At 54.5% G+C, this 23,768-nt stretch carries 21 protein-coding genes; 17 read left to right on the forward strand and 4 right to left on the reverse strand.

Features of this window, described 5'->3' with window-relative positions; all coding sequences use genetic code 11:
• Window positions 1-70 precede the first annotated feature (70 nt).
• Complete coding sequence (locus O9K67_RS08130) at window positions 71-325, forward strand: YkgJ family cysteine cluster protein (protein ID WP_061493983.1); 255 nt, start codon at window positions 71-73, stop codon at window positions 323-325.
• Here the strand turns inward: O9K67_RS08130 and setB are convergent.
• Window positions 322-1,503 (reverse strand): sugar efflux transporter SetB, encoded by a 1,182-nt coding sequence (setB, locus tag O9K67_RS08135; protein ID WP_061499849.1) that lies wholly within the window; start codon window positions 1,501-1,503, stop codon window positions 322-324. The genes O9K67_RS08130 and setB overlap by 4 nt on opposite strands.
• Window positions 1,504-1,869: 366 nt before the next feature.
• On the opposite strand from setB, the gene fruB reads away from it, so the two are divergent.
• Genes fruB through fruA form a run of 3 tightly spaced genes read left to right on the forward strand, consistent with a single transcriptional unit; the run spans window position 1,870 to window position 5,647 of the window.
• Window positions 1,870-3,000 (forward strand): fused PTS fructose transporter subunit IIA/HPr protein, encoded by a 1,131-nt coding sequence (gene fruB / locus O9K67_RS08140; protein ID WP_061493984.1) that lies wholly within the window; start codon window positions 1,870-1,872, stop codon window positions 2,998-3,000.
• Window positions 3,001-3,939 (forward strand): 1-phosphofructokinase, encoded by a 939-nt coding sequence (fruK, locus tag O9K67_RS08145; RefSeq protein WP_061493985.1) that lies wholly within the window; start codon window positions 3,001-3,003, stop codon window positions 3,937-3,939. It abuts the gene before it with no gap.
• Window positions 3,940-3,955: 16 nt separating this feature from the next.
• Entirely contained in the window at window positions 3,956-5,647 is a 1,692-nt protein-coding gene (gene fruA, locus O9K67_RS08150) for a PTS fructose transporter subunit IIBC (RefSeq protein ID WP_061493986.1), read from the forward strand.
• A 50-nt stretch (window positions 5,648-5,697) separates the two neighbouring features.
• On the opposite strand, the gene nfo is transcribed toward fruA, so the two are convergent.
• A complete protein-coding gene (nfo, locus tag O9K67_RS08155) occupies window positions 5,698-6,555 on the reverse strand; it encodes a deoxyribonuclease IV (RefSeq protein ID WP_061493987.1) in 858 nt (285 codons plus the stop codon).
• A gap of 70 nt (window positions 6,556-6,625) precedes the next feature.
• Window positions 6,626-7,675, reverse strand: a complete 1,050-nt coding sequence (locus tag O9K67_RS08160) for a YeiH family putative sulfate export transporter (protein ID WP_061493988.1) — start codon at window positions 7,673-7,675, stop codon at window positions 6,626-6,628.
• A 103-nt stretch (window positions 7,676-7,778) separates the two neighbouring features.
• Between O9K67_RS08160 and yieE the strand changes: the two genes are divergently transcribed.
• The 7 genes from yieE (at window position 7,779) to cirA (ending at window position 15,555) form a co-directional block, all read left to right on the forward strand.
• Window positions 7,779-8,645 carry a DNA-binding transcriptional regulator YeiE gene (gene yieE / locus O9K67_RS08165; protein WP_061493989.1) on the forward strand — a complete coding sequence of 289 codons (867 nt, stop codon included), beginning with the start codon at window positions 7,779-7,781 and terminating at the stop codon, window positions 8,643-8,645.
• A gap of 176 nt (window positions 8,646-8,821) precedes the next feature.
• The gene (locus tag O9K67_RS08170) at window positions 8,822-9,607 is read left to right on the forward strand and encodes a transporter substrate-binding domain-containing protein (RefSeq protein ID WP_061499851.1); all 786 of its coding nucleotides are present in this window, start codon (window positions 8,822-8,824) and stop codon (window positions 9,605-9,607) included.
• Window positions 9,608-9,611: 4 nt separating this feature from the next.
• Window positions 9,612-10,277: an amino acid ABC transporter permease gene (locus O9K67_RS08175; protein ID WP_061493990.1), complete on the forward strand. Its 666-nt coding sequence runs from the start codon at window positions 9,612-9,614 to the stop codon at window positions 10,275-10,277.
• Window positions 10,277-10,933 (forward strand): amino acid ABC transporter permease, encoded by a 657-nt coding sequence (locus tag O9K67_RS08180; protein WP_061493991.1) that lies wholly within the window; start codon window positions 10,277-10,279, stop codon window positions 10,931-10,933. Before O9K67_RS08175 ends, O9K67_RS08180 begins: the two co-directional genes overlap by 1 nt.
• Complete coding sequence (locus O9K67_RS08185; protein WP_061493992.1) at window positions 10,914-11,651, forward strand: amino acid ABC transporter ATP-binding protein; 738 nt, start codon at window positions 10,914-10,916, stop codon at window positions 11,649-11,651. Before O9K67_RS08180 ends, O9K67_RS08185 begins: the two co-directional genes overlap by 20 nt.
• A gap of 181 nt (window positions 11,652-11,832) precedes the next feature.
• A complete protein-coding gene (locus tag O9K67_RS08190; protein WP_061493993.1) occupies window positions 11,833-13,302 on the forward strand; it encodes an amino acid permease in 1,470 nt (489 codons plus the stop codon).
• 270 nt (window positions 13,303-13,572) lie between these two features.
• On the forward strand, window positions 13,573-15,555 hold the full coding sequence (gene cirA / locus O9K67_RS08195; RefSeq protein WP_061493994.1) for a catecholate siderophore receptor CirA: 1,983 nt from the start codon (window positions 13,573-13,575) through the stop codon (window positions 15,553-15,555).
• A 38-nt stretch (window positions 15,556-15,593) separates the two neighbouring features.
• Here the strand turns inward: cirA and fghA are convergent, their stop codons facing one another.
• Window positions 15,594-16,430 (reverse strand): S-formylglutathione hydrolase, encoded by an 837-nt coding sequence (gene fghA, locus O9K67_RS08200; RefSeq protein WP_061493995.1) that lies wholly within the window; start codon window positions 16,428-16,430, stop codon window positions 15,594-15,596.
• A 146-nt stretch (window positions 16,431-16,576) separates the two neighbouring features.
• Between fghA and O9K67_RS08205 the strand changes: the two genes are divergently transcribed.
• From O9K67_RS08205 to mglA, 6 genes are all read left to right on the forward strand, one after another.
• Window positions 16,577-17,725: a YbfB/YjiJ family MFS transporter gene (locus O9K67_RS08205; RefSeq protein ID WP_061493996.1), complete on the forward strand. Its 1,149-nt coding sequence runs from the start codon at window positions 16,577-16,579 to the stop codon at window positions 17,723-17,725.
• A gap of 104 nt (window positions 17,726-17,829) precedes the next feature.
• The gene (folE, locus tag O9K67_RS08210) at window positions 17,830-18,498 is read left to right on the forward strand and encodes a GTP cyclohydrolase I FolE (protein WP_061493997.1); all 669 of its coding nucleotides are present in this window, start codon (window positions 17,830-17,832) and stop codon (window positions 18,496-18,498) included.
• A 19-nt stretch (window positions 18,499-18,517) separates the two neighbouring features.
• Entirely contained in the window at window positions 18,518-19,678 is a 1,161-nt protein-coding gene (gene yeiB, locus O9K67_RS08215) for a DUF418 domain-containing protein YeiB (protein ID WP_061493998.1), read from the forward strand.
• Window positions 19,679-19,833: 155 nt separating this feature from the next.
• Entirely contained in the window at window positions 19,834-20,859 is a 1,026-nt protein-coding gene (gene galS, locus O9K67_RS08220) for an HTH-type transcriptional regulator GalS (RefSeq protein ID WP_061493999.1), read from the forward strand.
• A gap of 293 nt (window positions 20,860-21,152) precedes the next feature.
• Window positions 21,153-22,151 (forward strand): galactose/glucose ABC transporter substrate-binding protein MglB, encoded by a 999-nt coding sequence (gene mglB, locus O9K67_RS08225; RefSeq protein WP_061494000.1) that lies wholly within the window; start codon window positions 21,153-21,155, stop codon window positions 22,149-22,151.
• 86 nt (window positions 22,152-22,237) lie between these two features.
• A complete protein-coding gene (gene mglA / locus O9K67_RS08230; RefSeq protein WP_061494001.1) occupies window positions 22,238-23,758 on the forward strand; it encodes a galactose/methyl galactoside ABC transporter ATP-binding protein MglA in 1,521 nt (506 codons plus the stop codon).
• The last annotated feature ends 10 nt before the right edge of the window (window positions 23,759-23,768 follow it).

Genomic DNA, 23,768 nt, shown 5'->3' on the forward strand with positions numbered 1-23,768 from the left:
CCATCAGTAAAAGATGGTAGCGTGCGCCTGTTCGCGCCACTCCGACGCGTAATAAATGAAAGAGAGCCATATGGAATGCCGTCCGGACTGCGGAGCTTGCTGTACTGCCCCGTCCATCAGTAGCCCGATCCCCGGCATGCCCAACGGCAAACCGGCCAACACCCCATGCGTGCAACTCGACGCGCAACAGCGCTGTAAAATCTTTGGCTCGCCGCTGCGCCCGAAAGTGTGCGCTGGCCTGCAACCTGGCCGTGAGATGTGCGGGCAGAGCCGTGCTGATGCCATGATTTATCTACTCGATCTGGAACGCCAGACCGCGCCTTAAACGTCTTTGATTCGCGTCAGACCTGCCTGTGTCAACAGGGCCATCGCCAGCGCAATCCAGAACACAGCATGATAACTCCAGATTTCGGCCACCACGCCCGCCAGTGAACCGGCGATGATCCAGCCCACGCGCGTGGTATTGGTGTAAAGGGTCGTCGCAGAACCGGCCTGACCGGGCATTAAATCCTGGAAATAGAGCATGCCAATCCCGGCGAGAATGCCAATATAGATGGCGTTCAGCAACTGTAAGGCTAGCAGGATAGCCGGGGTATGCACCGTCAACATCCCGAGATAGAAACAGGTGCCCGCTACTGCACTGACGCGCATCAAAAAGCGCTTGCCATAGCGTTTAGCGTAATAACCGGCAATCAGCATGGTGGGGATTTCCAGTCCGGCTGCAGTGCCCATCATTACCCCAGCCAGCTTCTCCGGGAGATGCAATTCATCAATGATAAACAACGGCATATTGATGATGTAAAGGCTATTGGTGCCCCACATCAGGGTACAAATCACAAACAGCAGTAGCGCGTCGCGACGATGCGTCCGCGGCGCTTCCAGCACCGTTGACGTTGGCTGAGGAACTTTGCGCATACTGGGCAGGAACAGCCTCACCATCGCCGCACAGGCCATGAATGCGACGGCGGCGCATAAGTACATCACCGTAAAACCAAATCCCATGGCCAGTGCGTAAGCCAGCGGTGGGCCAATCACCCACGCCAGCGATACCTGCGCGCGCAAAATGGAGCTGAACATTACCGCTTCCCGCCCGGTGTTATCCGCATGTTCCCGCGCCAGGGCGAACATCTGCGGGTTAGCCGTGGAACCAAAGCTGCTCAGAAAGACGCCCACAAACAGCAGGATAAAGTAATTGCGATTCCAGGCGAACAATCCGCAGGCCAGCACGCCGAGCAGGCAGCAGAAAACGATCAGTGTCTTGCGATCGCCTTTGCGGTCGGAGCGCCCGGCAAGAAACTGACTGACCAGAATGCCAATCACCGCGCTGCCGGTGAAAAAGAACCCCACCATAGCCGGACGGACATGCACTTCATTGGTTAAAAACAGGCTGAGTGTTGGCGTTTGCAAAGCACCGGCAATACCGGTCAGGAAGGCGACAATCAAAAACGCTGTCGACGTGAAATCAAACGCGCCGGGTCGGGTGGTGGCGGGGGAGTTTTGCATTTTACTCTGAGATCCAATTGGCAGACGCGGAGTGTACGCCGCGGCGGGAGAAAAACACAGATCCTGCGGTGCGATCGCCGTGAAAATGCAGACGGCTATTTTACCCCGCGTTATTAAAGCTGACCGCTGCTGACGTTTGCTTGCTGAAGGTAAAAATAACTTCAGCAAATTTGCATCAGCTAATGATGAAATGTGCTGTACCTCTAAATTTCGCAACGAAAATTCAGAGATTTCTTGATTGCTGAAGTAAAAAGGTGAAGACTCATTGAAACGTTTCAGCGTCATCGTGTAATGTCTGAACCAGGGCGGTGACGCATCATTTCTCATGTTAGCTGAAACGATTCAATTTCAGCAGGAGAGGGTCACATGTTCCAGTTATCCGTTCAGGACATCCATCCCGGTCAGCAGGCCGGCAATAAAGAAGAGGCCATCCGCCAGATCGCGGCTGCGCTGGTAGAAGCAGGCAACGTTGCTGACGGCTACGTCAACGGCATGCTGGCGCGCGAGCAGCAAACCTCCACCTATTTAGGCAACGGCATCGCGATCCCACACGGCACCACGGATACCCGTGATCAGGTGCTGAAAACCGGTGTAAAAGTGTTCCAGTTCCCGCAGGGCATCCTGTGGAGCGAAGGACAGGTCGCGTATGTTGCTATTGGTATTGCCGCCAGTTCTGATGAACACCTTGGCCTGCTGCGTCAGCTGACTCATGTGCTGAGTGATGACTCCGTGGCTGCAGAGCTGCAATCCGCAACCACAGCGGAAGAGCTGCGTGCGCTGCTGATGGGTGAAAAACAGGGCGCGTCACTGAAGCTGGATAGTGAAACACTGACCCTCGATGTAGTTGCCAGCGATCTGGTGACCCTGCAAGCGCTGAACGCTGCACGTCTGAAAGAAGTCGGTGCGGTTGATGCAACGTATGTTACCCGCGCTATCAATGAACAACCGCTGAACCTTGGTCAGGGCATCTGGCTGAACGACAGTGCTGAAGGCAACCTGCTGAGCGCTGTTGCCGTAAGCCGCGCTGCCACGCCGTTTGACGTGAATGGCGAGCAGGCTGCGCTGCTGGTCAGCGTTGCGATGGTGGACGAACAGCCGGTCACGGTGCTGAAGCGCCTGAGCGATCTGCTGCTGAGCAACAAAGCTGAACATCTGTTGAATGCCGATACCGCAACGCTGCTGGCGCTGCTGACCAGCGACGATGCGATGGCCGACGATCTGCTGAGTGCAGAGTTTGTTGTCCGCAATGAGCACGGTCTGCATGCCCGCCCGGGCACGATGCTGGTGAACACCATCAAACAATTTAACAGTGAAATCACCGTTGCAAACCTGGACGGTACCGGAAAACCGGCCAATGGCCGCAGCCTGATGAAAGTGGTTGCGCTGGGCGTGAAGAAAGGTCACCGCCTGCGTTTCACAGCACAAGGTGATGATGCTGAACAAGCGCTGAAAGCAATCGGCGAAGCGATTGCCGCAGGTTTGGGAGAGGGCGCATAAATGAGCAGACGTGTTGCCACCATTACGCTTAATCCGGCCTATGATCTGGTGGGGTATACCCCTGAAATTGAACGCGGTGAAGTGAACCTGGTTCGTACGACGGGCCTGCACGCCGCGGGTAAAGGCATCAACGTTGCGAAAGTGTTAAAAGACCTTGGCATCGACGTGACCGTTGGCGGTTTCCTTGGCAAAGATAACCAGGACGGATTCCAGCAGTTGTTCAGCGAGCTGGGCATTGCTAACCGTTTCCAGGTGGTGCAGGGGCGTACCCGCATCAACGTCAAGCTGACGGAAAAAGATGGTGAAGTCACCGATCTGAATTTCTCAGGTTTTGAAGTGACACCGACCGACTGGGAGCGTTTTGTTGCCGACTCGCTGACCTGGCTGGGTCAGTTCGATATGGTTTGCGTGAGCGGCAGTCTGCCCTCAGGCGTTAGCCCGGAAGCCTTTACCGACTGGATGACGCGCCTGCGTAGCCAGTGTCCATGCATTATTTTTGACAGCAGCCGCGAAGCGCTGGTGGCCGGTTTGAAAGCCGCGCCGTGGCTGGTGAAACCGAACCGCCGTGAACTGGAAATCTGGGCGGGTCGTAAGTTGCCGGAATTGAAGGATGTCATTGAAGCCGCTCATGGGCTTCGCGAACAGGGTATCGCCCATGTGGTGATCTCTCTGGGAGCAGAAGGGGCGTTGTGGGTTAACGCTTCGGGCGAATGGATCGCCAAACCGCCGTCAATGGAAGTGGTAAGCACCGTTGGCGCAGGGGATTCAATGGTCGGTGGTCTGATTTATGGTCTGCTGATGCGTGAATCCAGTGAACATACGTTACGCTTGGCCACTGCTGTTGCTGCACTGGCGGTCAGTCAGAGTAACGTAGGTATTACCGATCGTACCCAGTTAGCCGCGATGATGGCGCGAGTTGACTTAAAACCCTTCAACTAACAGCAGGAGAGGCATAATGAAAACGCTGCTGATAATAGATTCCGAACTCGGGCAGGCCCGCGCTTATATGGCGAAGACCTTGCTGGGCGCGGCTGCACAGAGTGCAAATCTGCAATTCATCGATAACCCTGGCGAAGCGGAACTGGCTATCGTTTTGGGCAGCCAGGTGCCGAATGACAGTGCACTGAGTGGGAAAAAAGTCTGGCTGGGCGATATTAATCGCGCAGTGGCGCACCCTGAGCTGTTCCTGAGCGAAGCGAAAAATCACGCGAAGCCCTACACAGCACCGGTGGCCGCTACTGTGGCGGCGACCAGTGGTCCAAAACGCATTGTTGCTGTTACTGCCTGTCCGACAGGGGTAGCGCACACCTTTATGGCGGCGGAAGCGATCGAAACCGAAGCGAAAAAACGCGGCTGGTGGGTGAAAGTGGAAACCCGTGGTTCCGTAGGCGCGGGCAATGCCATCACGCCGGAAGAAGTGGCGCAAGCCGATCTGGTGATGGTGGCGGCGGATATCGAAGTGGACCTGGCGAAATTCGCTGGCAAACCGATGTACCGCACCACTACCGGCCTGGCGCTGAAGAAAACAGCCCAGGAACTGGATAAAGCCGTAGCGGAAGCCAAAACGTACCAACCGTCCGGCAAAGCACAGTCGGAAGCAACAGAAACTAAGCAAGAGAGCGCTGGCGCATATCGCCATCTGCTGACGGGCGTCTCCTACATGCTGCCGATGGTCGTAGCGGGTGGTTTGTTGATTGCTCTCTCGTTTGCCTTTGGTATCACGGCGTTTAAAGAAGAAGGTACGCTGGCGGCCGCGCTGATGAAGATCGGTGGGGGTTCTGCATTCGCACTGATGGTGCCGGTGCTGGCGGGTTACATCGCCTTCTCCATTGCTGACCGTCCGGGTCTGACGCCGGGTCTTATCGGCGGCATGCTGGCCGTCAGCACTGGTTCCGGCTTTATCGGCGGTATTATTGCCGGCTTCCTTGCAGGTTACCTTGCGAAAGCGATCAGCAAAAACGTCAAGCTGCCGCCAAGTATGGAAGCGCTGAAACCGATTCTGATCATTCCGTTGTTCTCCAGCCTGATTGTCGGCCTGGCGATGATCTACCTGATTGGTACGCCGGTTGCGAAAATCCTTGCGGGTTTGACCTCATGGCTGCAAACCATGGGCACGGCTAACGCGGTTCTGCTGGGCGCAATCCTCGGTGGCATGATGTGTACCGATATGGGTGGCCCGGTGAACAAAGCGGCGTACGCATTTGGTGTGGGCCTGCTGAGTACCCAGACTTACGCACCGATGGCGGCGATTATGGCTGCCGGTATGGTGCCGCCGCTGGCAATGGGTCTGGCGACACTGGTTGCACGCAACAAGTTCGATAAAGGCCAGCGTGAAGGTGGTAAAGCCGCCCTGGTTCTCGGTCTGTGCTTTATCTCTGAAGGTGCGATTCCGTTTGCTGCCCGTGACCCGATGCGTGTTATCCCGTGCTGTATCGCCGGTGGCGCGCTGACAGGCGCTATCTCCATGGCGATTGGCGCGAAACTGATGGCACCGCACGGTGGTCTGTTTGTCCTGCTGATCCCGGGAGCAATTACCCCGGTGGTGGGCTACCTGCTCTCTATCGTTGCAGGTACGTTGCTGGCCGGTCTGGTGTATGCCTTCCTGAAACGTCCGGAAACAGAAGCTGTGGTTGCAAAAGCTGCGTAATACAGTGTCAGTACCAGGGATATCAGAAGGGCCGCGTTTGCGGCCCTTTTTTATGCTGCGGCGTCGGCGGTTTGTTGCGCTTTCAGCCAGGCGATCTCTTCTGCCCAGATATCAGGATTAATGGTCTCCAGAATCAGGGGAATGCCATCAAAACGGCTGTCTTGCATAATCCAGCGAAACGCATCGTGGCCGATGTTGCCCTCGCCGAGCGAGTGGTGGCGGTCGACACGGCTGCCGAAGGTGCTTTTCGCATCATTCAGATGCATTCCACGCAGATAGTTGAAACCCACCACGCGGTCGAATTCAGCAAACGTCTCGGCGGTGGCTTTCGCGGTGCGTAAATCATACCCGGCGGCAAAAGCATGGCAGGTATCAATGCAGACGCCAACGCGGGACTTGTCTTCCACACCATCAATAATGGCCGCCAGATGTTCAAAGCGGAAGCCCAGATTGCTGCCCTGGCCTGCGGTGTTTTCGATCACAGCGGTGACACCTTCGGTTTGCGCCAGCGCGATATTGAGCGACTCGGCAATCCGCGCCAGACAGGCCTCTTCCGGAATCTGCATTAGGTGACTGCCGGGGTGGAAGTTAAGCAGCGTCAGCCCCAGTTGCTGGCAGCGCGTCAGCTCGTCAATAAACGCGTCGCGGGATTTTTCCAGCGCATCGGCGACCGGGTGCCCAAGGTTTATCAGGTAGCTGTCGTGCGGCAGGATCTGCCCGGGTTGGAAATGGTATTTTTCGCAGGCGGCTTTGAACTCATCTATGGTTTCTGTACTCAGCGGCGCAGCGCGCCACTGACGCTGATTCTTGGTAAAGAGCGCAAACGCGGTCGCATCGATTTCGGCGGCGCGGATGGCGGCGTTCGCCACTCCACCTGAGGCGCTCACATGCGCACCAATGTATTTCATAACAACTCCTTAAAACCCGCCAGGGGAAAGAAACCATCATAGCGGGTCTGCAGGAAAGGGATGTAGTGGTTTATGCCATCAGATGGTGAACCACCAGGTTTATCGCACCGCCGCCAACGATCAACCAGATAAACAGCACCAGTCCCAATGCCAGTGGTTTCGCTCCGGCGTTTTTCAGTGCACTGATATGGGTAGTCAGACCCAGTGCCGCCATCGCCATCGCCAACAGTAAGGTATCCAGTGTATTCAGCGCCTGGATCAACGCTGAAGGTAGCAGGTGAAATGAGTTGAAGCAGGCCACAGCAATAAAGCCCAGCGCAAACCACGGGATCGTGAGTTTACTTTTCGCGTCGTCAGTATCCGGGCTGAGTTGTTTAACGCGGGCTGCCAGCAGCAATAAAAAGGGGGCCAGCATCATTACCCGCAGCATTTTTGCAATCACCGCCGCATTTTCCGTTTCCGGGCTGATAGCATGCCCGGCGGCAACGACCTGCGCGACTTCGTGCACCGTGGAACCCATCCAGATCCCGTAGGTTTCCGGGCTGAACCAGTGCGTCAGCAGGGGATAAAGCGCAGGATAGATAAAGATCGCCAGCGTCCCGAATATCACCACCGTGGCGACGGCAACCGTCACTTTGCTGGACTCAGCCTTCACCACTGGCTCTGTGGCAAGCACAGCTGCTGCGCCACAGATACTGCTGCCCGCGCCAATAAGCCAACTGGTTTTTTTATCCAGCCCGAAGAGACGTTGCCCCAGTACGCAGGCCAGCAAGAAGGTGCCGGACAGCGTCAGCACATCGATGACGATCCCGCTGACGCCCACTTCTGCGATTTGCGAAAAGGTCAAACGGAAGCCATAAAGAATAATACCCAGCCGCAGTAGATGCTGTTTGGCGAACAACACTCCGCTATCGCATGAACGATGCAGGTGCGGGTAAACCGTATTGCCCACGACCATACCGATCAGGATTGCCAGCGTCAGTGCACTGAAACCGATGCCGGCAATAGACGGAAAGTTACCGAGCCAGAGAGCCGCACCGGTGATAAGCATACTGAGTAGCAGCCCGGGGGCGAAACGCCATGCAGGATGGCGAGCAGTGTGTAATGTGATTTCTGTCATAACCTTCTCCTTTCAATGGAGAAAAGGGTACGGCGGGCTGGTTTAAAGGTAAAATTGATTATATATTTATAATCAATCTTTATAAGTGGTAAGTGACCTCTCTATGCATATTACTTTGCGTCAGCTTGAAGTCTTTGCTGAAGTGCTGAAAAGCGGCTCCACCACCCAGGCTTCACAGCGGCTGGCGCTCTCTCAGTCGGCGGTAAGCGCAGCTCTCACCGACCTGGAAGGCCAACTGGGTGTGCAGTTATTCGATCGCGTCGGTAAACGGCTGGTGGTCAATGAGCATGGTCGGCTGCTCTATCCTAAAGCACTGGCGGCGCTGGAGCAGGCAACGGAAATAGAGCAACTCTTTCGTGAAGACAATGGTGCGCTGCGGGTGTTTGCCAGTAGCACCATAGGCAATTACATTCTGCCGGAAGTGATTGCCCGCTACCGCCGCGATTTTCCGGAGTTACCGCTGGAGCTGAGCGTGGGCAACAGTCAGGATGTGATCAATGCCGTGGCGGATTTTCGTGTGGACATTGGCCTGATTGAAGGGCCGTGCCACACTGCAGAAATCATTGCTGAGCCCTGGCTTGAGGATGAACTGGTGGTGTTCGCCGCCCCTTCTGCGCCGCTGTTGCAGAGGGAAGTCACGCTGGAGCGACTGGCCGCAGCGCCGTGGATCCTGCGTGAACGCGGCTCCGGCACCCGCGAAATTGTCGACTATTTGCTGCTGTCGCATTTGCCGCAGTTTCATCTCGGCATGGAGCTGGGCAATTCCGAAGCCATTAAGCACGCGGTTCGCCACGGTCTGGGTATCAGTTGTCTCTCCCGCCGGGTTATTGCTGAACAGCTTGAGAGTGGCACGCTGGTTGAAGTCCCGATCCCGCTACCTCGCCTGGTGCGCACCTTGTGGCGCATTCATCACCGGCAAAAACACCTTTCCAGTGCGCTGAACCGTTTTATTCGCTACTGCGCCCTCTGATTGCACCATCATCATGCGTCTGCACTTTTTTAGGGAGCGGGCGCAGCAATGAAACTATCGATTCATCCTGGAATCCTACGGATTACGTGCACTGAACGCGATATATCGCATTGGCACATTAGTTGCAAAAAGTGAATCAAAGAATCTTTTGTTTCATGGGCGATGAGGTGTTGATGATGAAGAAGTGGATGATGGCGGCAGCCGGTGCGGCATTAATGATGACATGCGCCGGGCAGGCACTGGCGGATCAGTTACAGGATATTCAGAAGCGCGGTGTGCTGCGCGTTGCCGTACCCCAGGATTTTCCGCCCTTTGGCTCGGTGGGCACGGATCTGAAACCACAGGGTTACGACATTGATATGGCGGAGTACCTGGCGAAAGGCATGAAAGTGAAGTTGCAACTGGTGCCGGTCACCAGCGCCAACCGTGTTCCCTACCTGCAAACGAACAAAGTTGATCTGGTTATCTCAAGCCTTGGGAAAAATGCCGAACGTGAAAAAGTGATCGACTTCAGCCGGGCGTACGCGCCGTTCTTCCTTGGGGTTTTTGGTCCAAAGGAGGCAACATTACCTGATGCGAAAGCATTGAGCGGCAAATCCATCGGCGTTACCCGCGGCGCGGTTGAAGATATGGTGTTGACCGATATCGCGCCGAAAGACGCGGACGTGAAACGTTACGAAGACAATAACACCACGCTGTCGGCGTACATGTCCGGGCAGGTCCAGTATCTTGCCACCGGGAACGTGGTCGTTGCCGCTATTGCGCGTCAAAACCCGCAAAAAGCCCCGGTCAGCCAGTTTATGCTGAAAGACTCACCGTGCTATATCGGGCTGATGAAAAACGAACCGGCACTGAAAGCTGAAGTCGATAAGCTGGTGGATCAGGCGCTAAAAGATGGCTCACTGAACACCCTGTCGCAGAAATGGATGCAGGCACCGTTACCGGCCAACTTCGGCGCATAAACGCATGACGACTTCGCTTGATTTCGCTGCGCTCTGGCCCTTCTGGCCAGAGCTGCTGGCCGGATTGTGGACTACCCTGACGCTCACCGCACTGGCGACGGTCGGCGGTGTGTCGCTGGGGATTGTCGGTGCCGCCCTGCGCAGCGGAAAACCCGGTCTGCTAAGCGCATTATGGGGGGCATATGTGGAGTTGATCCGCAATACGCCGTTTGTGGTGCAACTGTTTTTTATTGTGTTTGGCTTGCCCAGTCTTGGAATGAAACTGACCGCCGGAGAAGCGGCACTGATCGCCATGCTGGTCAACCTCGGCGCGTATAGCACGGAGATTATTCGCGCCGGGATCCAGGTCACGCCGAAAGGGCAGTGGGAAGCGGCGCGTGTGTTGGGACTGACCAAATCCCAGACCTTTTTGCGGGTGATCCTGCCGCCCTCCCTGAAGCGCATTTATCCTGCACTGGTCAGTCAGTGCATTATCGTGATGCTCGGTTCGTCGGTGGTCTCACAAGTCTCTTATGAAGAGCTGACCTTTATGGCCAACCTGATCCAGTCGCGCACGTTTTTAAGTTTTGAAGTCTATTTCGTCACCACATTGCTGTATCTGGCGCTTTCGCTGCTGATGCGCCAGGTGTTGCTGGCGATTGGCCGTAAATGGTTAGGGAGCGAGGGCTGATGAGTACCTTTACTGACTGGGATATTCTGCGCAATCTGCTGCTGGCGGCGCGCTGGACGGTGCTGCTGTCGCTGATTGCTTTTCTGTGCGGCACGCTGGTCACGCTGCCACTGCTGGTACTGCGCATTAGCCGCTGGCGCTGGCCAAAACGCCTGATCAGCGGTTATGCCGCGCTGTTTCAGGGCACGCCGTTGCTGATGCAACTGTTCCTCGCTTTTTTCGGCCTGGCGCTGTTCGGTATCGATGTAAGCGCATGGACCGCCGCTACGCTGGCGCTCACGTTATTTACCAGCGCGTTTCTGCTTGATATCTGGTACGGCAGTATCAACGCCCTACCGAAAGGGCAGTGGGAAGCCTGTCGCTGCCTGGGATTAAGCTTCGGGCAGACGTTATTTCGCGTGGTCGCACCGCAGGCGATACGCATTGCTATTGCGCCCACGGTGGGCTTTTCTGTGCAGGTGATCAAGGGCACGGCGCTGGCATCGATCATCGGTTTTGTTGAGTTAACCAAAGCCGGGACGATGCTGAATAACGTGACCTTTGCCCCGTTTAAAGTCTTTGGCCTGGTCGCACTGGGCTACTTCCTGCTGTGTTATCCGCTGTCGCGTTACAGCCGTTATCTGGAGAAAAAATTCCATGCCGCTCATCACCATTAATGATGTTCAGAAATATTATGGCGACAACCACGTATTAAAAGGCGTAAGCCTGGATATCGAAATGGGCGAAGTGGTGTCGATTATTGGCCGTAGCGGCTCTGGCAAAAGTACATTATTACGCTGTATGAATGGGCTGGAAGGTTACCAGGATGGCAGCATTAAGCTCGGCGGTATGACTGTCACCGATAGGGAGTCTCAGGCGCGGGAAATCAGCCGTTCTGTGGGCATGGTTTTTCAAAACTTCAACTTGTTTCCGCATATGACCGCGCTGGAGAATGTGATGCTGGCACCCCGCCGGGTATTGAAATTGCCTGCCGATGCGTGCCGTAAGCTGGCCACTGAAATGCTGGAAAAAGTGGGGCTGGGCGAACGTATTGATTACTACCCGGCGAACCTCTCCGGTGGGCAACAGCAACGTGTGGCGATTGCCCGTGCATTGGCGATGAAACCGAAAGTCTTGCTGTGTGATGAAATTACCTCTGCGCTGGATCCGGAACTGGTCGGCGAGGTGCTGCGTGTGCTTGAGCAGCTTGCCGCTGAAGGGATGACGCTGATCCTCGTCACGCATGAAATGAATTTCGCCCGTGAAGTGGGCGACCGTGTGGTGTTTATGCATCAGGGTAAAGTCTGGGAGCAGGGGGAGAGTAAGTCCTTTTTCACGCAGCCACGCACGCCAGAACTGCAACAGTTTATCGCCTCGGTTCGTGGTCTGAATTGATCCACCGCTCCCGCAGCCCTGCGGGAGCTTATTTACATCCTCGCAACATTGCCCATTCACTGCTTTACTTATAATTCGCTGCCTATCATGAAGGTCTCTAATAACAGACGTTTTATGCCAGAAGGGCTGCGTTTCGTTTGCTACAATCGCGCCTCATTTTTTGGATGGATAGCTTTTTCTTATGGTTTCCGAAACAAAAACCACACAAGCGCCCACGCTGCGTCGTGAACTGAAGGCGCGTCACCTGACGATGATCGCGATTGGCGGTTCAATCGGTACCGGGTTGTTTGTCGCATCAGGAGCGACCATTTCTTCAGCGGGCCCGGGGGGCGCGCTGTTCTCTTATATTCTTATTGGTCTGATGGTCTACTTCCTGATGACCAGCCTTGGCGAACTTGCCGCGTTTATGCCGGTGTCCGGCTCATTCTCGACCTATGGTCAGAAGTATGTGGAAGAGGGCTTTGGCTTCGCACTGGGCTGGAACTACTGGTACAACTGGGCGGTAACCATCGCCGTTGACCTGGTTGCATCGCAATTGGTGATGACCTGGTGGTTCCCGGATACACCGGGCTGGATCTGGAGCGCGTTGTTCCTGGCCGTGATTTTCCTGCTGAACTACATCTCCGTAAAAGGGTTTGGCGAAGCGGAGTACTGGTTCTCGCTGATTAAAGTGGCGACGGTGATTATCTTTATCATTGTTGGTGTGATGATGATTGTCGGTATTTTCCAGGGGGAAAAACCGGCAGGCTGGAGTAACTGGGCCATCGGCGATGCGCCGTTTGCTGGCGGTTTATCGGCGATGATTGGCGTGGCGATGATTGTCGGCTTCTCCTTCCAGGGGACGGAACTGATTGGCATCGCGGCGGGTGAATCGGAAGATCCGGAAAAGAACATTCCGCGTGCGGTGCGGCAGGTGTTCTGGCGTATCCTGCTGTTTTATGTCTTTGCGATCCTGATTATCAGTCTGATTATTCCTTATACCGACCCGAGTCTGCTGCGCAATGATGTGAAAGATATCAGCGTAAGCCCGTTCACCCTGGTGTTCGAGCATGCGGGCCTGCTCTCAGCGGCGGCGGTGATGAATGCGGTGATCCTGACGGCGGTGCTGTCGGCGGGCAACTCCGGCATGTATGCTTCCACGCGTATGCTTTACACCCTGGCCTGTGACGGCAAAGCGCCGCGCATCTTCGCCAAATTATCGAAAGGCGGTGTGCCGCGTAATGCGCTGTATGCCACCACGGTGATTGCTGCGTTGTGCTTCCTGACCTCCATGTTTGGAAATCAGACGGTGTACCTGTGGTTGCTCAATACCTCCGGGATGACCGGCTTTATCGCCTGGCTGGGGATAGCCATCAGCCACTACCGTTTCCGCCGTGGTTACGTTGCGCAGGGCCATTCACTGGATAATCTGCCATACCGCTCTGGTTTCTTTCCTATCGGGCCGATCTTCGCCTTCGTGTTGTGTCTGATCATCACCCTGGGGCAGAATTATCAGGCGTTTCTTGCTGATACCATTGACTGGGGAGCGGTCACTGCGACCTATATCGGCATTCCGCTGTTCCTGGTTATCTGGTTCGGTTACAAATTCTCTAAAGGCACCCGTTTCGTGCGTTACAGCGAAATGGAGTTCCCGGAACGCTTTACCAAGTAAATTCACTCTTTAGCCCTCTGTTCGGAGGGCTTTTTTTTGCCTGCCTGACTCGCCTGAGTTGTAACAATTTACATAACTTTGAACTTCTGAAATTGATAATGGTTATCGTTTACATTAATGTAACCCACTGAATAACAAGGTATCAGTCTGTTTTTGCAGCGCCAGAATACCCCCTGACACACCGCCGCCCCGTCAATGTAATGGGGCGTGGTTTATTGCATGTGAGCAGTATTTTCGCAATTTTTTGTAGTTACCTCATGGAGTTACGGAATGTTTACCTTGAATCCCATCGTCCGGGGAGGCCTCTGTGCGTCCGCACTCTCCCTGGCGCTGCCAACGATGGCTGCCGTAGAGCGTGATGAAACGCTGGTAGTGACCGCGTCAGCCAGCGAACAGAACCTGAAAGATGCCCCCGCCAGTATCAGCGTTATTACGCAACAAGACCTCCAGCGTAAGCCGGTGCAAAACCTGAAAGATGTACTGAAAGAGGTGCCCGGCGTACAGCTCACTAACGAAGGGGATAACCGTAAAGGCGTCAGTTTGCGCGGTCTCGACAGCAGCTACACCTTGATCCTGATTGATGGCAAACGTGTCAACTCCCGCAATGCGGTATTTCGCCACAACGATTTCGACCTCAACTGGATCCCGGTGGAAGCCATCGAGCGTATTGAAGTGGTACGCGGGCCGATGTCTTCTCTGTATGGTTCTGATGCTCTTGGCGGCGTGGTGAATATCATCACTAAAAAAATCGGCCAGAGCTGGACCGGCAGTGTGACCGCTGACAGCACCGTCCAGGAGCACCGGAATCGTGGCGATAGCTGGAATGGTCAGTTCTACACCAGCGGCCCGCTGATTGAGGGTGTCCTGGGCGTGAAAGCATACGGTAGCGTGGCGAAGCGCGAGAAAGATCAGCAGCAACCTTCGCAGACCGATGCCAGTGGCCTTACGCCGCGGATGGAGGGATTTACCAGCCGTGACAGCAACGTTGAGTTCGCCTGGACGCCGACGGCGGATCACGATGTTACCGCCGGTTATGGCTACGATCGCCAGGACCGGAATTCCGACTCGCTGAATAAAAATCGCCTCGACAGGCAGAACTACTCATTGGCGCATAACGGCCGCTGGGGCGTCGGCAACAGTGAGCTGAAATTCTACGGTGAGACGATCGACAATAAAAACCCCGGTAACAGCGGCCAGATTCGTTCACAAAACACCACCCTCGATGGCAAGTATGTGCTGCCGCTTGGTGCCATCAATCAGCTGGTCACCGTCGGCGGCGAATGGCGACACGACAAATTACAGGATCCAGTCAACCTGACGGGGGGAAGCAGTAGCAAAACCTCAGCTAACCAGTACGCGCTGTTTGTGGAAGATGAGTGGCGTATTGTCGAACCGCTGGCGCTCACCACCGGCGTGCGCATGGACGATCATGACACCTATGGCGATCACTGGAGCCCACGCGCCTACCTGGTGTACAACGCCACCGATACTGTCACGGTCAAAGGCGGCTGGGCGACGGCGTTTAAAGCGCCATCACTGTTGCAGCTCAGCCCGGACTGGGCGACCAACTCTTGTCGCGGCAGTTGTCGCGTGGTGGGTAGCCCGGAACTGAAACCGGAAACCAGCGAAAGTTTTGAACTGGGTCTTTACTACAGCGGCGAAGAGGGATGGCTGGAAGGCGTTCAGGGCAGCGTGACCGCCTTCCAGAATAACATTGAGGATATGATCAATATCAGTCGCACCGCCAGCCTGACTGAAGCGCCGGGTTACGCCAACTTCGTTGGCTTTGAGCGTAATGCTAACGGCAAACGGGTGCCGGTGTTCCGTTACTACAACGTCAATAAAGCGCGGATCCAGGGGCTGGAAACCGAACTGAAAGTGCCGTTGAGCGATGCATGGAAAGTGACGCTGAACTACACCTATAACGATGGTCGCGATCTCAGCGGCGGCGGCAACAAGCCGTTGCAGGATCTGCCGTACCACACCGCCAATGGTACGCTGGACTGGCAAGCGACGCAGGACTGGTCGTTCTATCTCTCCGCAAACTATAGCGGTGAAAAACGTACCGTATCGCAGGGCATGACGCCTGGCGGTTATGTTATCTGGAACGCGGGCGGCGCCTGGCAGGCGAGCAAGAACGTGAAACTGCGCGCCGGTGTGCTGAACCTGGGGGATAAAGACCTGAATCGCGACGACTACAGCTTCAACGAAGAAGGTCGCCGCTACTTTATGGCCGTGGATTACCGCTTCTGACGGGCAAACCCGGCGGTGGGAAACCGCCGGGGCTGAGATCACTTCAGCAGATACTGCGCATGGAAGCGCAGATGATCTTCAATAAACGACGCAATAAAGTAATAGCTATGATCGTAGCCGGACTGAATACGTAACGTCAGCGGCCAGGATTTTTGCCGTGCCGCTTCCGCCAGCCGCGCCGGTTGCAGTTGATCGGCGAGGAATTGATCGTTATCGCCCTGATCAATCAGCGTTGGGATAGCATCCGCTTCGCCACTTTCCAGCATCAGGACGCAACTGTCCCAGGCTCGCCACTGTTCGCTATCTTCCCCAAGATAAGCCGTAAATGCTTTTTGCCCCCAGGGAACCTGCAACGGGTTAACGATAGGCGCAAAAGCAGAGACACTGGTGTAACGACCCGGGTTTTTCAACGCCATGATCAGCGCGCCGTGGCCGCCCATAGAGTGACCGCTGATCGCACAACGTGAACTGACCTTAAATTCCGCAGCGATCAGCGCCGGCAGCTCATCTCGCAGATAGTCATACATCCGGTAATGGGCAGCCCAGGGCTGCTGCGTGGCGTTGAGGTAGAACCCGGCGCCTTTGCCTAAATCGTAGCTGTCGGCATCGGCCACCGCGTCGCCGCGCGGACTGGTATCCGGCATCACCAGCACAATGCCCAGCTCGGCCGCTACGCGTTGTGCCCCTGCTTTGGTGGTGAAATTCTCATCATTGCAGGTCAGGCCGGAGAGCCAATACAGGACGGGTGGCGCCGTTGCTGTACGCTGTGGCGGTAAAAAAATGCTAAAGGTCATCGTACAGTTGAGTACGGCGGAGTCGTGGCGCCAGCGCTGTTGCCAGCCTTCAAAACAGCGGTGCTCTTCGAGCAATTCCATGCAGGGCTCCTCAGTCATTTCGGGGGGAGATGGGTGACATTCTTAATAATACAGATTATTCATTGCCCTGTGAGTAACTTTCACTTCCGCATAAATGCCACATATTGCATCATAAACATAACTTTACTTTAACAAATGGGGTGCTCATGGCACGCAAAGTTGCGCTTTGCGGGTTTATTGTGCTGGTGGTGGCAATGGGAATCGGGCGTTTTGCCTTTACGCCGCAGGTACCGTTAATGATCCGCGATGGTCAGCTCACATTGACCAGTGCCGGACTGGTCGCTGCTATCAACTATCTCGGTTATCTGTTGGGTGCATGGGATGCGATGCGTGCCAGGCAGCATATTGAGTTGCGCCTGTATGCTGGCATTGGCGGTGCGGTGGCGCTGACATTCTTGTCATCCATTGCCGATAACGCACTGCTGCACGGCGCATTACGGCTGGTGATCGGCGCAATGAGCGGCTGGGCGATGGTGCTGATCGCCGCCTGGAGCAACGAACGTCTGGCACATGCCGGGCGGCCGGGCTTGAGTGCCGCAGTGTTTGCCGGGCCGGGCGCGGGTATCGCTTTGAGCGGTCTGTTGGCGGTGGCGATCCAGGCCAAAGGACTGACCGCGGCATCCGCATGGCAGGTCTATGGCGTACTCGCGCTGTTACTGGTGGCATTTATCGCGCGTTATCTGCCGCGACCGGGAGAGTGGCATCGGCCTGGCGTAAAAGCGCAACCGTTGCACCTGACGCCGGATCTTATACGGCTGGTATGGAGCTATAGTCTCGCCGGATTTGGTTATATCCTGCCCGCGACATTTCTTTCGCAAATGGCGGCGCTGCGTTTCCCTGGCAGTTTATTCGCCCAGTTTGTCTGGCCGGTATTTGGCGCGGCGTCGGTGGTGGGGATTGTGTTAAGCATCTTGCTGCGCCATGTGGGCCACAGCTATCAACGTCTGGCGATAGTGCTGTGGTTACAGGGCGTGGGTGTGCTGGCGGCATGGCTGCTACCAGGGATGAGCGGTCTGGTCACTGGCGCGCTGCTGGTTGGCGGTGGTTTTCTCTGTGCAGTACAGTTGTCGCTGTTGTACGGTCGGGAGCTTGCCCCCGATCACACCCGTTATATGGCCGGGTTGCTGACCACCGGCTATGCGCTGGGACAACTGGTGGGGCCGATGACGTCGGCGCTCTCGACCTGGCTGACGCAACGTCTTGAACCGGCACTTGGGGTGGCGGCATTCGCCTTGCTGATAGGGGGGATTCTGGTGTGGAAACCGACACCCAGAAAGCCGGCGGAATTTCAATAATTATCGGCGTCAGGACTGGATTATGTGCGCGACCTCACGCACAATGATTGTTCACTTCGCCTGCGCTAAAGGCGAAGCACGCCACACCTGCAGGAGAATAAAAAATGTCATCACTCAGTAAAGAAGCGGCTCTCGTCCATGAGGCTTTAGTCGCCCGCGGCCTGGAAACACCGCTGCGTCCGCCGGTCCGTGAAACGGACAACGAAACCCGCAAGCGCCTGATTGCCGGGCACATGACCGAGATTATGCAACTGCTTAACCTCGATCTGAATGATGACAGCCTGATGGAAACGCCGCATCGCATTGCCAAAATGTATGTTGATGAGATCTTCTCCGGCCTCGATTATGCCAACTTCCCGAAGATCACCGTGATTGAAAACAAAATGAAAGTGGATGAGATGGTCACGGTACGCGATATTACGCTGACCAGCACCTGTGAGCACCACTTCGTCACCATCGACGGGAAAGCGACCGTTGCATATATCCCGAAGGAGTCGGTGATTGGTCTATCAAAAATTAACCGCATTGTGCAGTTCTTCGCTCAGCGTCCTCAGGTGCAGGAACGCTTAACGCAACAGATCCTCACGGCACTGCAAACGCTGCTGGGCACCAATAATGTGGCGGTATCCATTGATGCAGTGCATTATTGTGTGAAAGCGCGCGGCATTCGTGATGCCACCAGCGCCACCACCACTACCTCTCTGGGCGGTTTGTTCAAATCGAGCCAGAATACCCGCCAGGAGTTCCTGCGCGCTGTACGCCACCATAACTGATTATCGGGGAGCCGGAGACATGGAACGCAATGTCACGCTGGATTTTGTTCGTGGCATCGCCATTCTTGGGATCCTGCTTCTGAACATCACCGCCTTCGGGTTACCAAAGGCGGCCTATACCAACCCTGCCTGGTATGGCGAGATCACGCAACGTGACGCTTGGACCTGGGCCTTTCTCGATCTCTTTGCACAAGTAAAATTCCTGTCGCTGTTTGCCCTCTTATTTGGCGCGGGTTTGCAAATGTTGTTGCCGCGCGGTAAACGCTGGATCCAGTCACGACTGACTTTGCTGGTATTGCTGGGCTTTATTCACGGCCTCTTTTTCTGGGATGGCGATATTCTTCTGGCTTACGGGCTGGTGGGGTTGATAGCCTGGCGCATGGTGCGTGATGCGCAAAGCGTGAAGACGATGTTCAATACCGGCGTTGTGCTCTATCTGATGGGCATTGTGGTGCTGCTGTTGCTGGGGGGGATTTCCGGCAGTCAGCCAAACCGTTCCTGGTTACCGGATGCGGCGAACCTGCAATATGAAGCCTGGTGGAAAACCAGCGGTAGCATGATAGAAGCGATCAGCAACCGGGCGGATATGTTATCGAATGCGTTGCTGGCACTCGGCGCGCAGTATGGCTGGCAACTGGCGGGATTGATGCTGCTGGGAGCAGCGCTGATGCGCAGCGGTTGGTTGAAAGGGCAATTCAGCCTGCGGCATTACCGGCGCGTTGGCGCGCTGCTGATTACGCTGGGTATGCTGATCAACCTGCCTGCGATTGTCGCGCAGTGGCAGCTTGGCTGGTCGTATCGCTGGTGTGCCTTTTTTTTGCAGGCACCGCGCGAACTGAGCGCACCGTTTCAGGCTATAGGCTATGCCGCTCTGGCGTATGGCTTCTGGCCGCAGATTGGCGCCAGCAAATGGGCCAATGCGATCGCCTGCGTTGGCCGCATGGCGTTAAGCAACTACCTCTTGCAAACGTTGATCTGTATTACCTTGTTTAATCACTTCGGTTTATTTATGAAGTTCGACCGTCTCCAGTTGCTGGCCTTTGTTCCGCCGGTATGGGCTGCCAATATCCTGTTTTCTCTCTTGTGGCTTAAGCGTTTTCGTCAGGGCCCGATGGAGTGGTTGTGGCGGCAATGTACCGCACGTGCTGCGGGAACAGCATTGGCGCGAACATCCAGATAACGATCTGGATCACAATCGTTAACAAAACGGATGTAACCGTTTCCATTCATGTGATGTCACTCACGCAGCAATCTCCCGCCGACTGACAGAATAGCCTCCTTACTAAACCCAGGGGGTGACTGTGAACTGCCGCAATCCAGCAAAGGTGAGTAAAAATGATCACCATTCGTGACGTTGCCCGTCAGGCGGGCGTCTCTGTCGCGACGGTCTCCCGCGTGCTGAATAACAGTGCGCTGGTAAGTCAGGATACGCGTGAAACGGTGATGAAGGCGGTCGCTCAGCTTGGCTATCGCCCGAATGCCAACGCTCAGGCGCTGGCCACGCAGGTCAGCGATACCATTGGTGTGGTGGTGATGGATGTGTCCGATGCCTTCTTCGGCGCACTGGTGAAGGCGGTGGATACCGTTGCCCAGCAACATCAAAAGTATGTGCTGATTGGTAACAGTTATCACGAGGCGGAAAAAGAACGCCACTCCATTGAGGTTCTGATCCGCCAGCGTTGTAATGCATTGATTGTTCACTCGAAAGCGTTAAGTGACGAAGAGCTGACTGGCTTTATGGAGCAGGTGCCGGGCATGGTGTTGATTAACCGTTTGGTGCCGGGTTACGCCCATCGCTGCGTCTGTCTGGATAACATCAGCGGCGCGATGATGGCAACGCGTATGTTGCTTAACCATGGTCATCAGCGCATCGGCTATCTGGCGTCCAGCCACCATATTGAAGATAACGATTTGCGCCGCGAAGGCTGGTTCCGCGCCCTGGAAGAGCAGGGAATAGCTGCACCGGATAGCTGGGTTGGCACAGGCTCACCGGACATGCAGGGCGGGGAAGCGGCCATGGTTGAGCTGCTGGGGCGCAATTTGCAGCTCACGGCGGTGTTTGCCTACAACGACAGCATGGCCGCTGGTGCGCTGACTGCGCTAAAAGATAACGGCATTGCTGTGCCACAGCATTTGTCGTTGATTGGTTTCGATGATATCCCGATTGCGCGCTACACCGATCCGCAGCTTACCACCGTGCGCTATCCGGTGGCGTCGATGGCGCGTCTGGCGACCGAGCTGGCGCTGCTGGGTGCCGCAGGAAAGCTGGATCCGCAGGAATCTCATTGTTTTATGCCCACGCTGGTGCGCCGCCATTCGGTGACTGGTCGACAAACTGTGGCTTCGATCACTAACTTATAATGTTCGGTGATGTAACCGTTTTCAATCTGTGAGTAAATTCACAGTATCTTAACAAGGCGCTGACTATGATGTCAGCGTCTTAGAAGCTGAAACACGATGTAACGGTGATTATTCACTTTAGCAGTGCATAGCCGCCATGACACATCGAAGAAAGCGAATTTGTGGAGCGTTACCGTACACGGACGAATGGATTTTTTAGAGTGAACTTCGGTCGAAAGTAACGTTTCAATAACATACTTCCCACCGAGCATTTTTCACAAGAACTACCCTGCATATAAAAAACCGGAGATACCATGAATAAGAAGGTGTTGACTCTGTCTGCTGTAATGGCAAGCATGCTTTTCGGCGCAGCCGCACACGCAGCGGATACCCGCATTGGTGTGACCATCTATAAGTATGACGACAACTTTATGTCCGTTGTGCGTAAGGCGATTGAGAAAGATGCCAAAGAAGCGCCAAATGTTCAGCTGCTGATGAACGACTCCCAGAATGACCAATCCAAACAGAATGATCAGATTGACGTTCTGCTGGCGAAAGGCGTGAAAGCGCTGGCCATCAACCTGGTTGACCCGGCTGCTGCAGGCACCGTTATTGAGAAAGCCCGCGGCCAGAACGTGCCGGTGGTATTCTTCAACAAAGAACCTTCCCGTAAAGCGCTGGATAGCTATGACAAAGCGTACTACGTCGGTACCGACTCTAAAGAATCCGGTGTTATCCAGGGCGACCTGATCGCCAAACACTGGGCGGCAAATCCGGGCTGGGACCTGAACAAAGACGGTCAGATCCAGTTCGTACTGCTGAAAGGCGAACCGGGCCATCCGGATGCTGAAGCACGTACCACTTACGTTATCAAAGAGCTGAACGATAAAGGCATCAAAACGCAGCAACTGGCGTTGGATACCGCAATGTGGGATACCGCACAGGCGAAAGACAAAATGGATGCCTGGCTCTCCGGCCCGAACGCAAACAAAATTGAAGTGGTCATTGCCAACAACGATGCCATGGCGATGGGTGCTGTTGAAGCGCTGAAAGCGCACAACAAGAGCTCAATTCCGGTATTTGGCGTGGATGCGCTGCCTGAAGCCCTGGCACTGGTTAAATCCGGCGCAATGGCGGGTACCGTACTGAACGATGCCAATAACCAGGCGAAAGCCAGCTTCGACCTGGCGAAAAACCTCGCCGAAGGTAAAGGTGCCGCAGATGGCACCAACTGGAAGATCGACAACAAAGTTGTTCGTATTCCTTACGTGGGTGTAGATAAAGACAACCTTGATCAGATTACTGGTAAATAATATTTAGCTAGTCTGTTTTCACAGGGCGTATTAATCAATACGCCCTTTTATAACAACATGATATGCCAGGCCAACAAGGTACAATTATGGTCAGCAATAATACTCAGTCGTCAGGTGAATTCTTGTTGGAAATGAGCAATATCAACAAGTCTTTTCCAGGCGTAAAGGCACTCGATAATGTCAATTTAAAAGTTCGTCCTCATTCTATTCATGCATTAATGGGTGAGAACGGCGCGGGTAAATCAACGTTATTAAAATGTCTTTTTGGGATCTATCAAAAAGATTCCGGCAGCATCCTTTTTCAGGGGAAAGAGATCGATTTCCATTCGGCTAAAGAAGCACTGGAAAATGGTATCTCAATGGTTCACCAGGAACTTAACCTGGTGCTGCAACGTTCCGTGATGGATAACATGTGGTTGGGGCGTTATCCCACTAAAGGCGTGTTTGTCGATCAGGATAAAATGTACCGCGATACGAAAGCTATCTTTGATGAGCTGGATATCGATATCGACCCGCGGGCACGCGTGGGCACATTATCTGTTTCGCAAATGCAGATGATTGAAATTGCGAAAGCGTTCTCCTATGACGCCAAAATCGTTATTATGGATGAACCAACGTCGTCATTGACGGAAAAAGAAGTCAATCATCTGTTTAAAATTATCCGTAAGCTGAAAGATCGCGGCTGCGGTATTGTTTATATCTCTCATAAAATGGAAGAGATCTTCCAACTGTGCGATGAAATAACCATCCTGCGCGACGGCCAGTGGATTGCCACTCAGCCGCTGGAAGGGCTGGATATGGATAAGATCATCGCCATGATGGTGGGACGTTCGCTGAACCAGCGCTTCCCGGACAAGCATAACGAGCCAGGCGAAACGATCCTTGAAGTGCGTAACCTGACCTCGTTGCGTCAGCCGTCTATTCGCGATGTCTCCTTTGATCTGCGCAAAGGCGAAATTCTCGGTATCGCCGGTCTGGTTGGCGCAAAACGTACTGATATCGTCGAGACGCTGTTTGGTATCCGTGAGAAATCCGCCGGTACCATTAAACTGCATGGCAAGCTAATTAATAATCATAATGCGAATGAAGCGATTAATAATGGCTTTGCTCTGGTAACCGAAGAGCGTCGTTCTACCGGTATTTATGCTTATCTCGATATCGGTTTTAACTCGCTGATTTCCAATATTCAGAATTACAAGAACAAAGTCGGTTTGCTGGATAATAGCCGCATGAAGAGTGATACCCAATGGGTTATCGATTCAATGCGCGTGAAAACGCCAGGACACCGTACGCAAATTGGTTCACTGTCTGGTGGTAACCAGCAAAAAGTCATTATCGGTCGCTGGTTATTAACTCAGCCAGAAATCTTAATGCTCGATGAACCAACGCGTGGTATTGACGTTGGTGCGAAATTTGAAATTTATCAGTTGATTGCCGAACTGGCGAAAAAGAATAAGGGGATCATTATTATTTCCTCTGAAATGCCTGAGCTGTTAGGCATCACTGACCGTATTCTGGTAATGAGCAATGGCCTCGTTTCCGGAATTGTTGACACTAAAACCACAACGCAAAACGAAATTCTCCGTCTTGCGTCTTTGCACCTTTAAGATCAGGGGC

It is taken from the genome of Kosakonia oryzendophytica, assembly GCF_027886705.1.
GTDB classification, from domain to species: domain Bacteria; phylum Pseudomonadota; class Gammaproteobacteria; order Enterobacterales; family Enterobacteriaceae; genus Kosakonia; species Kosakonia oryzendophytica.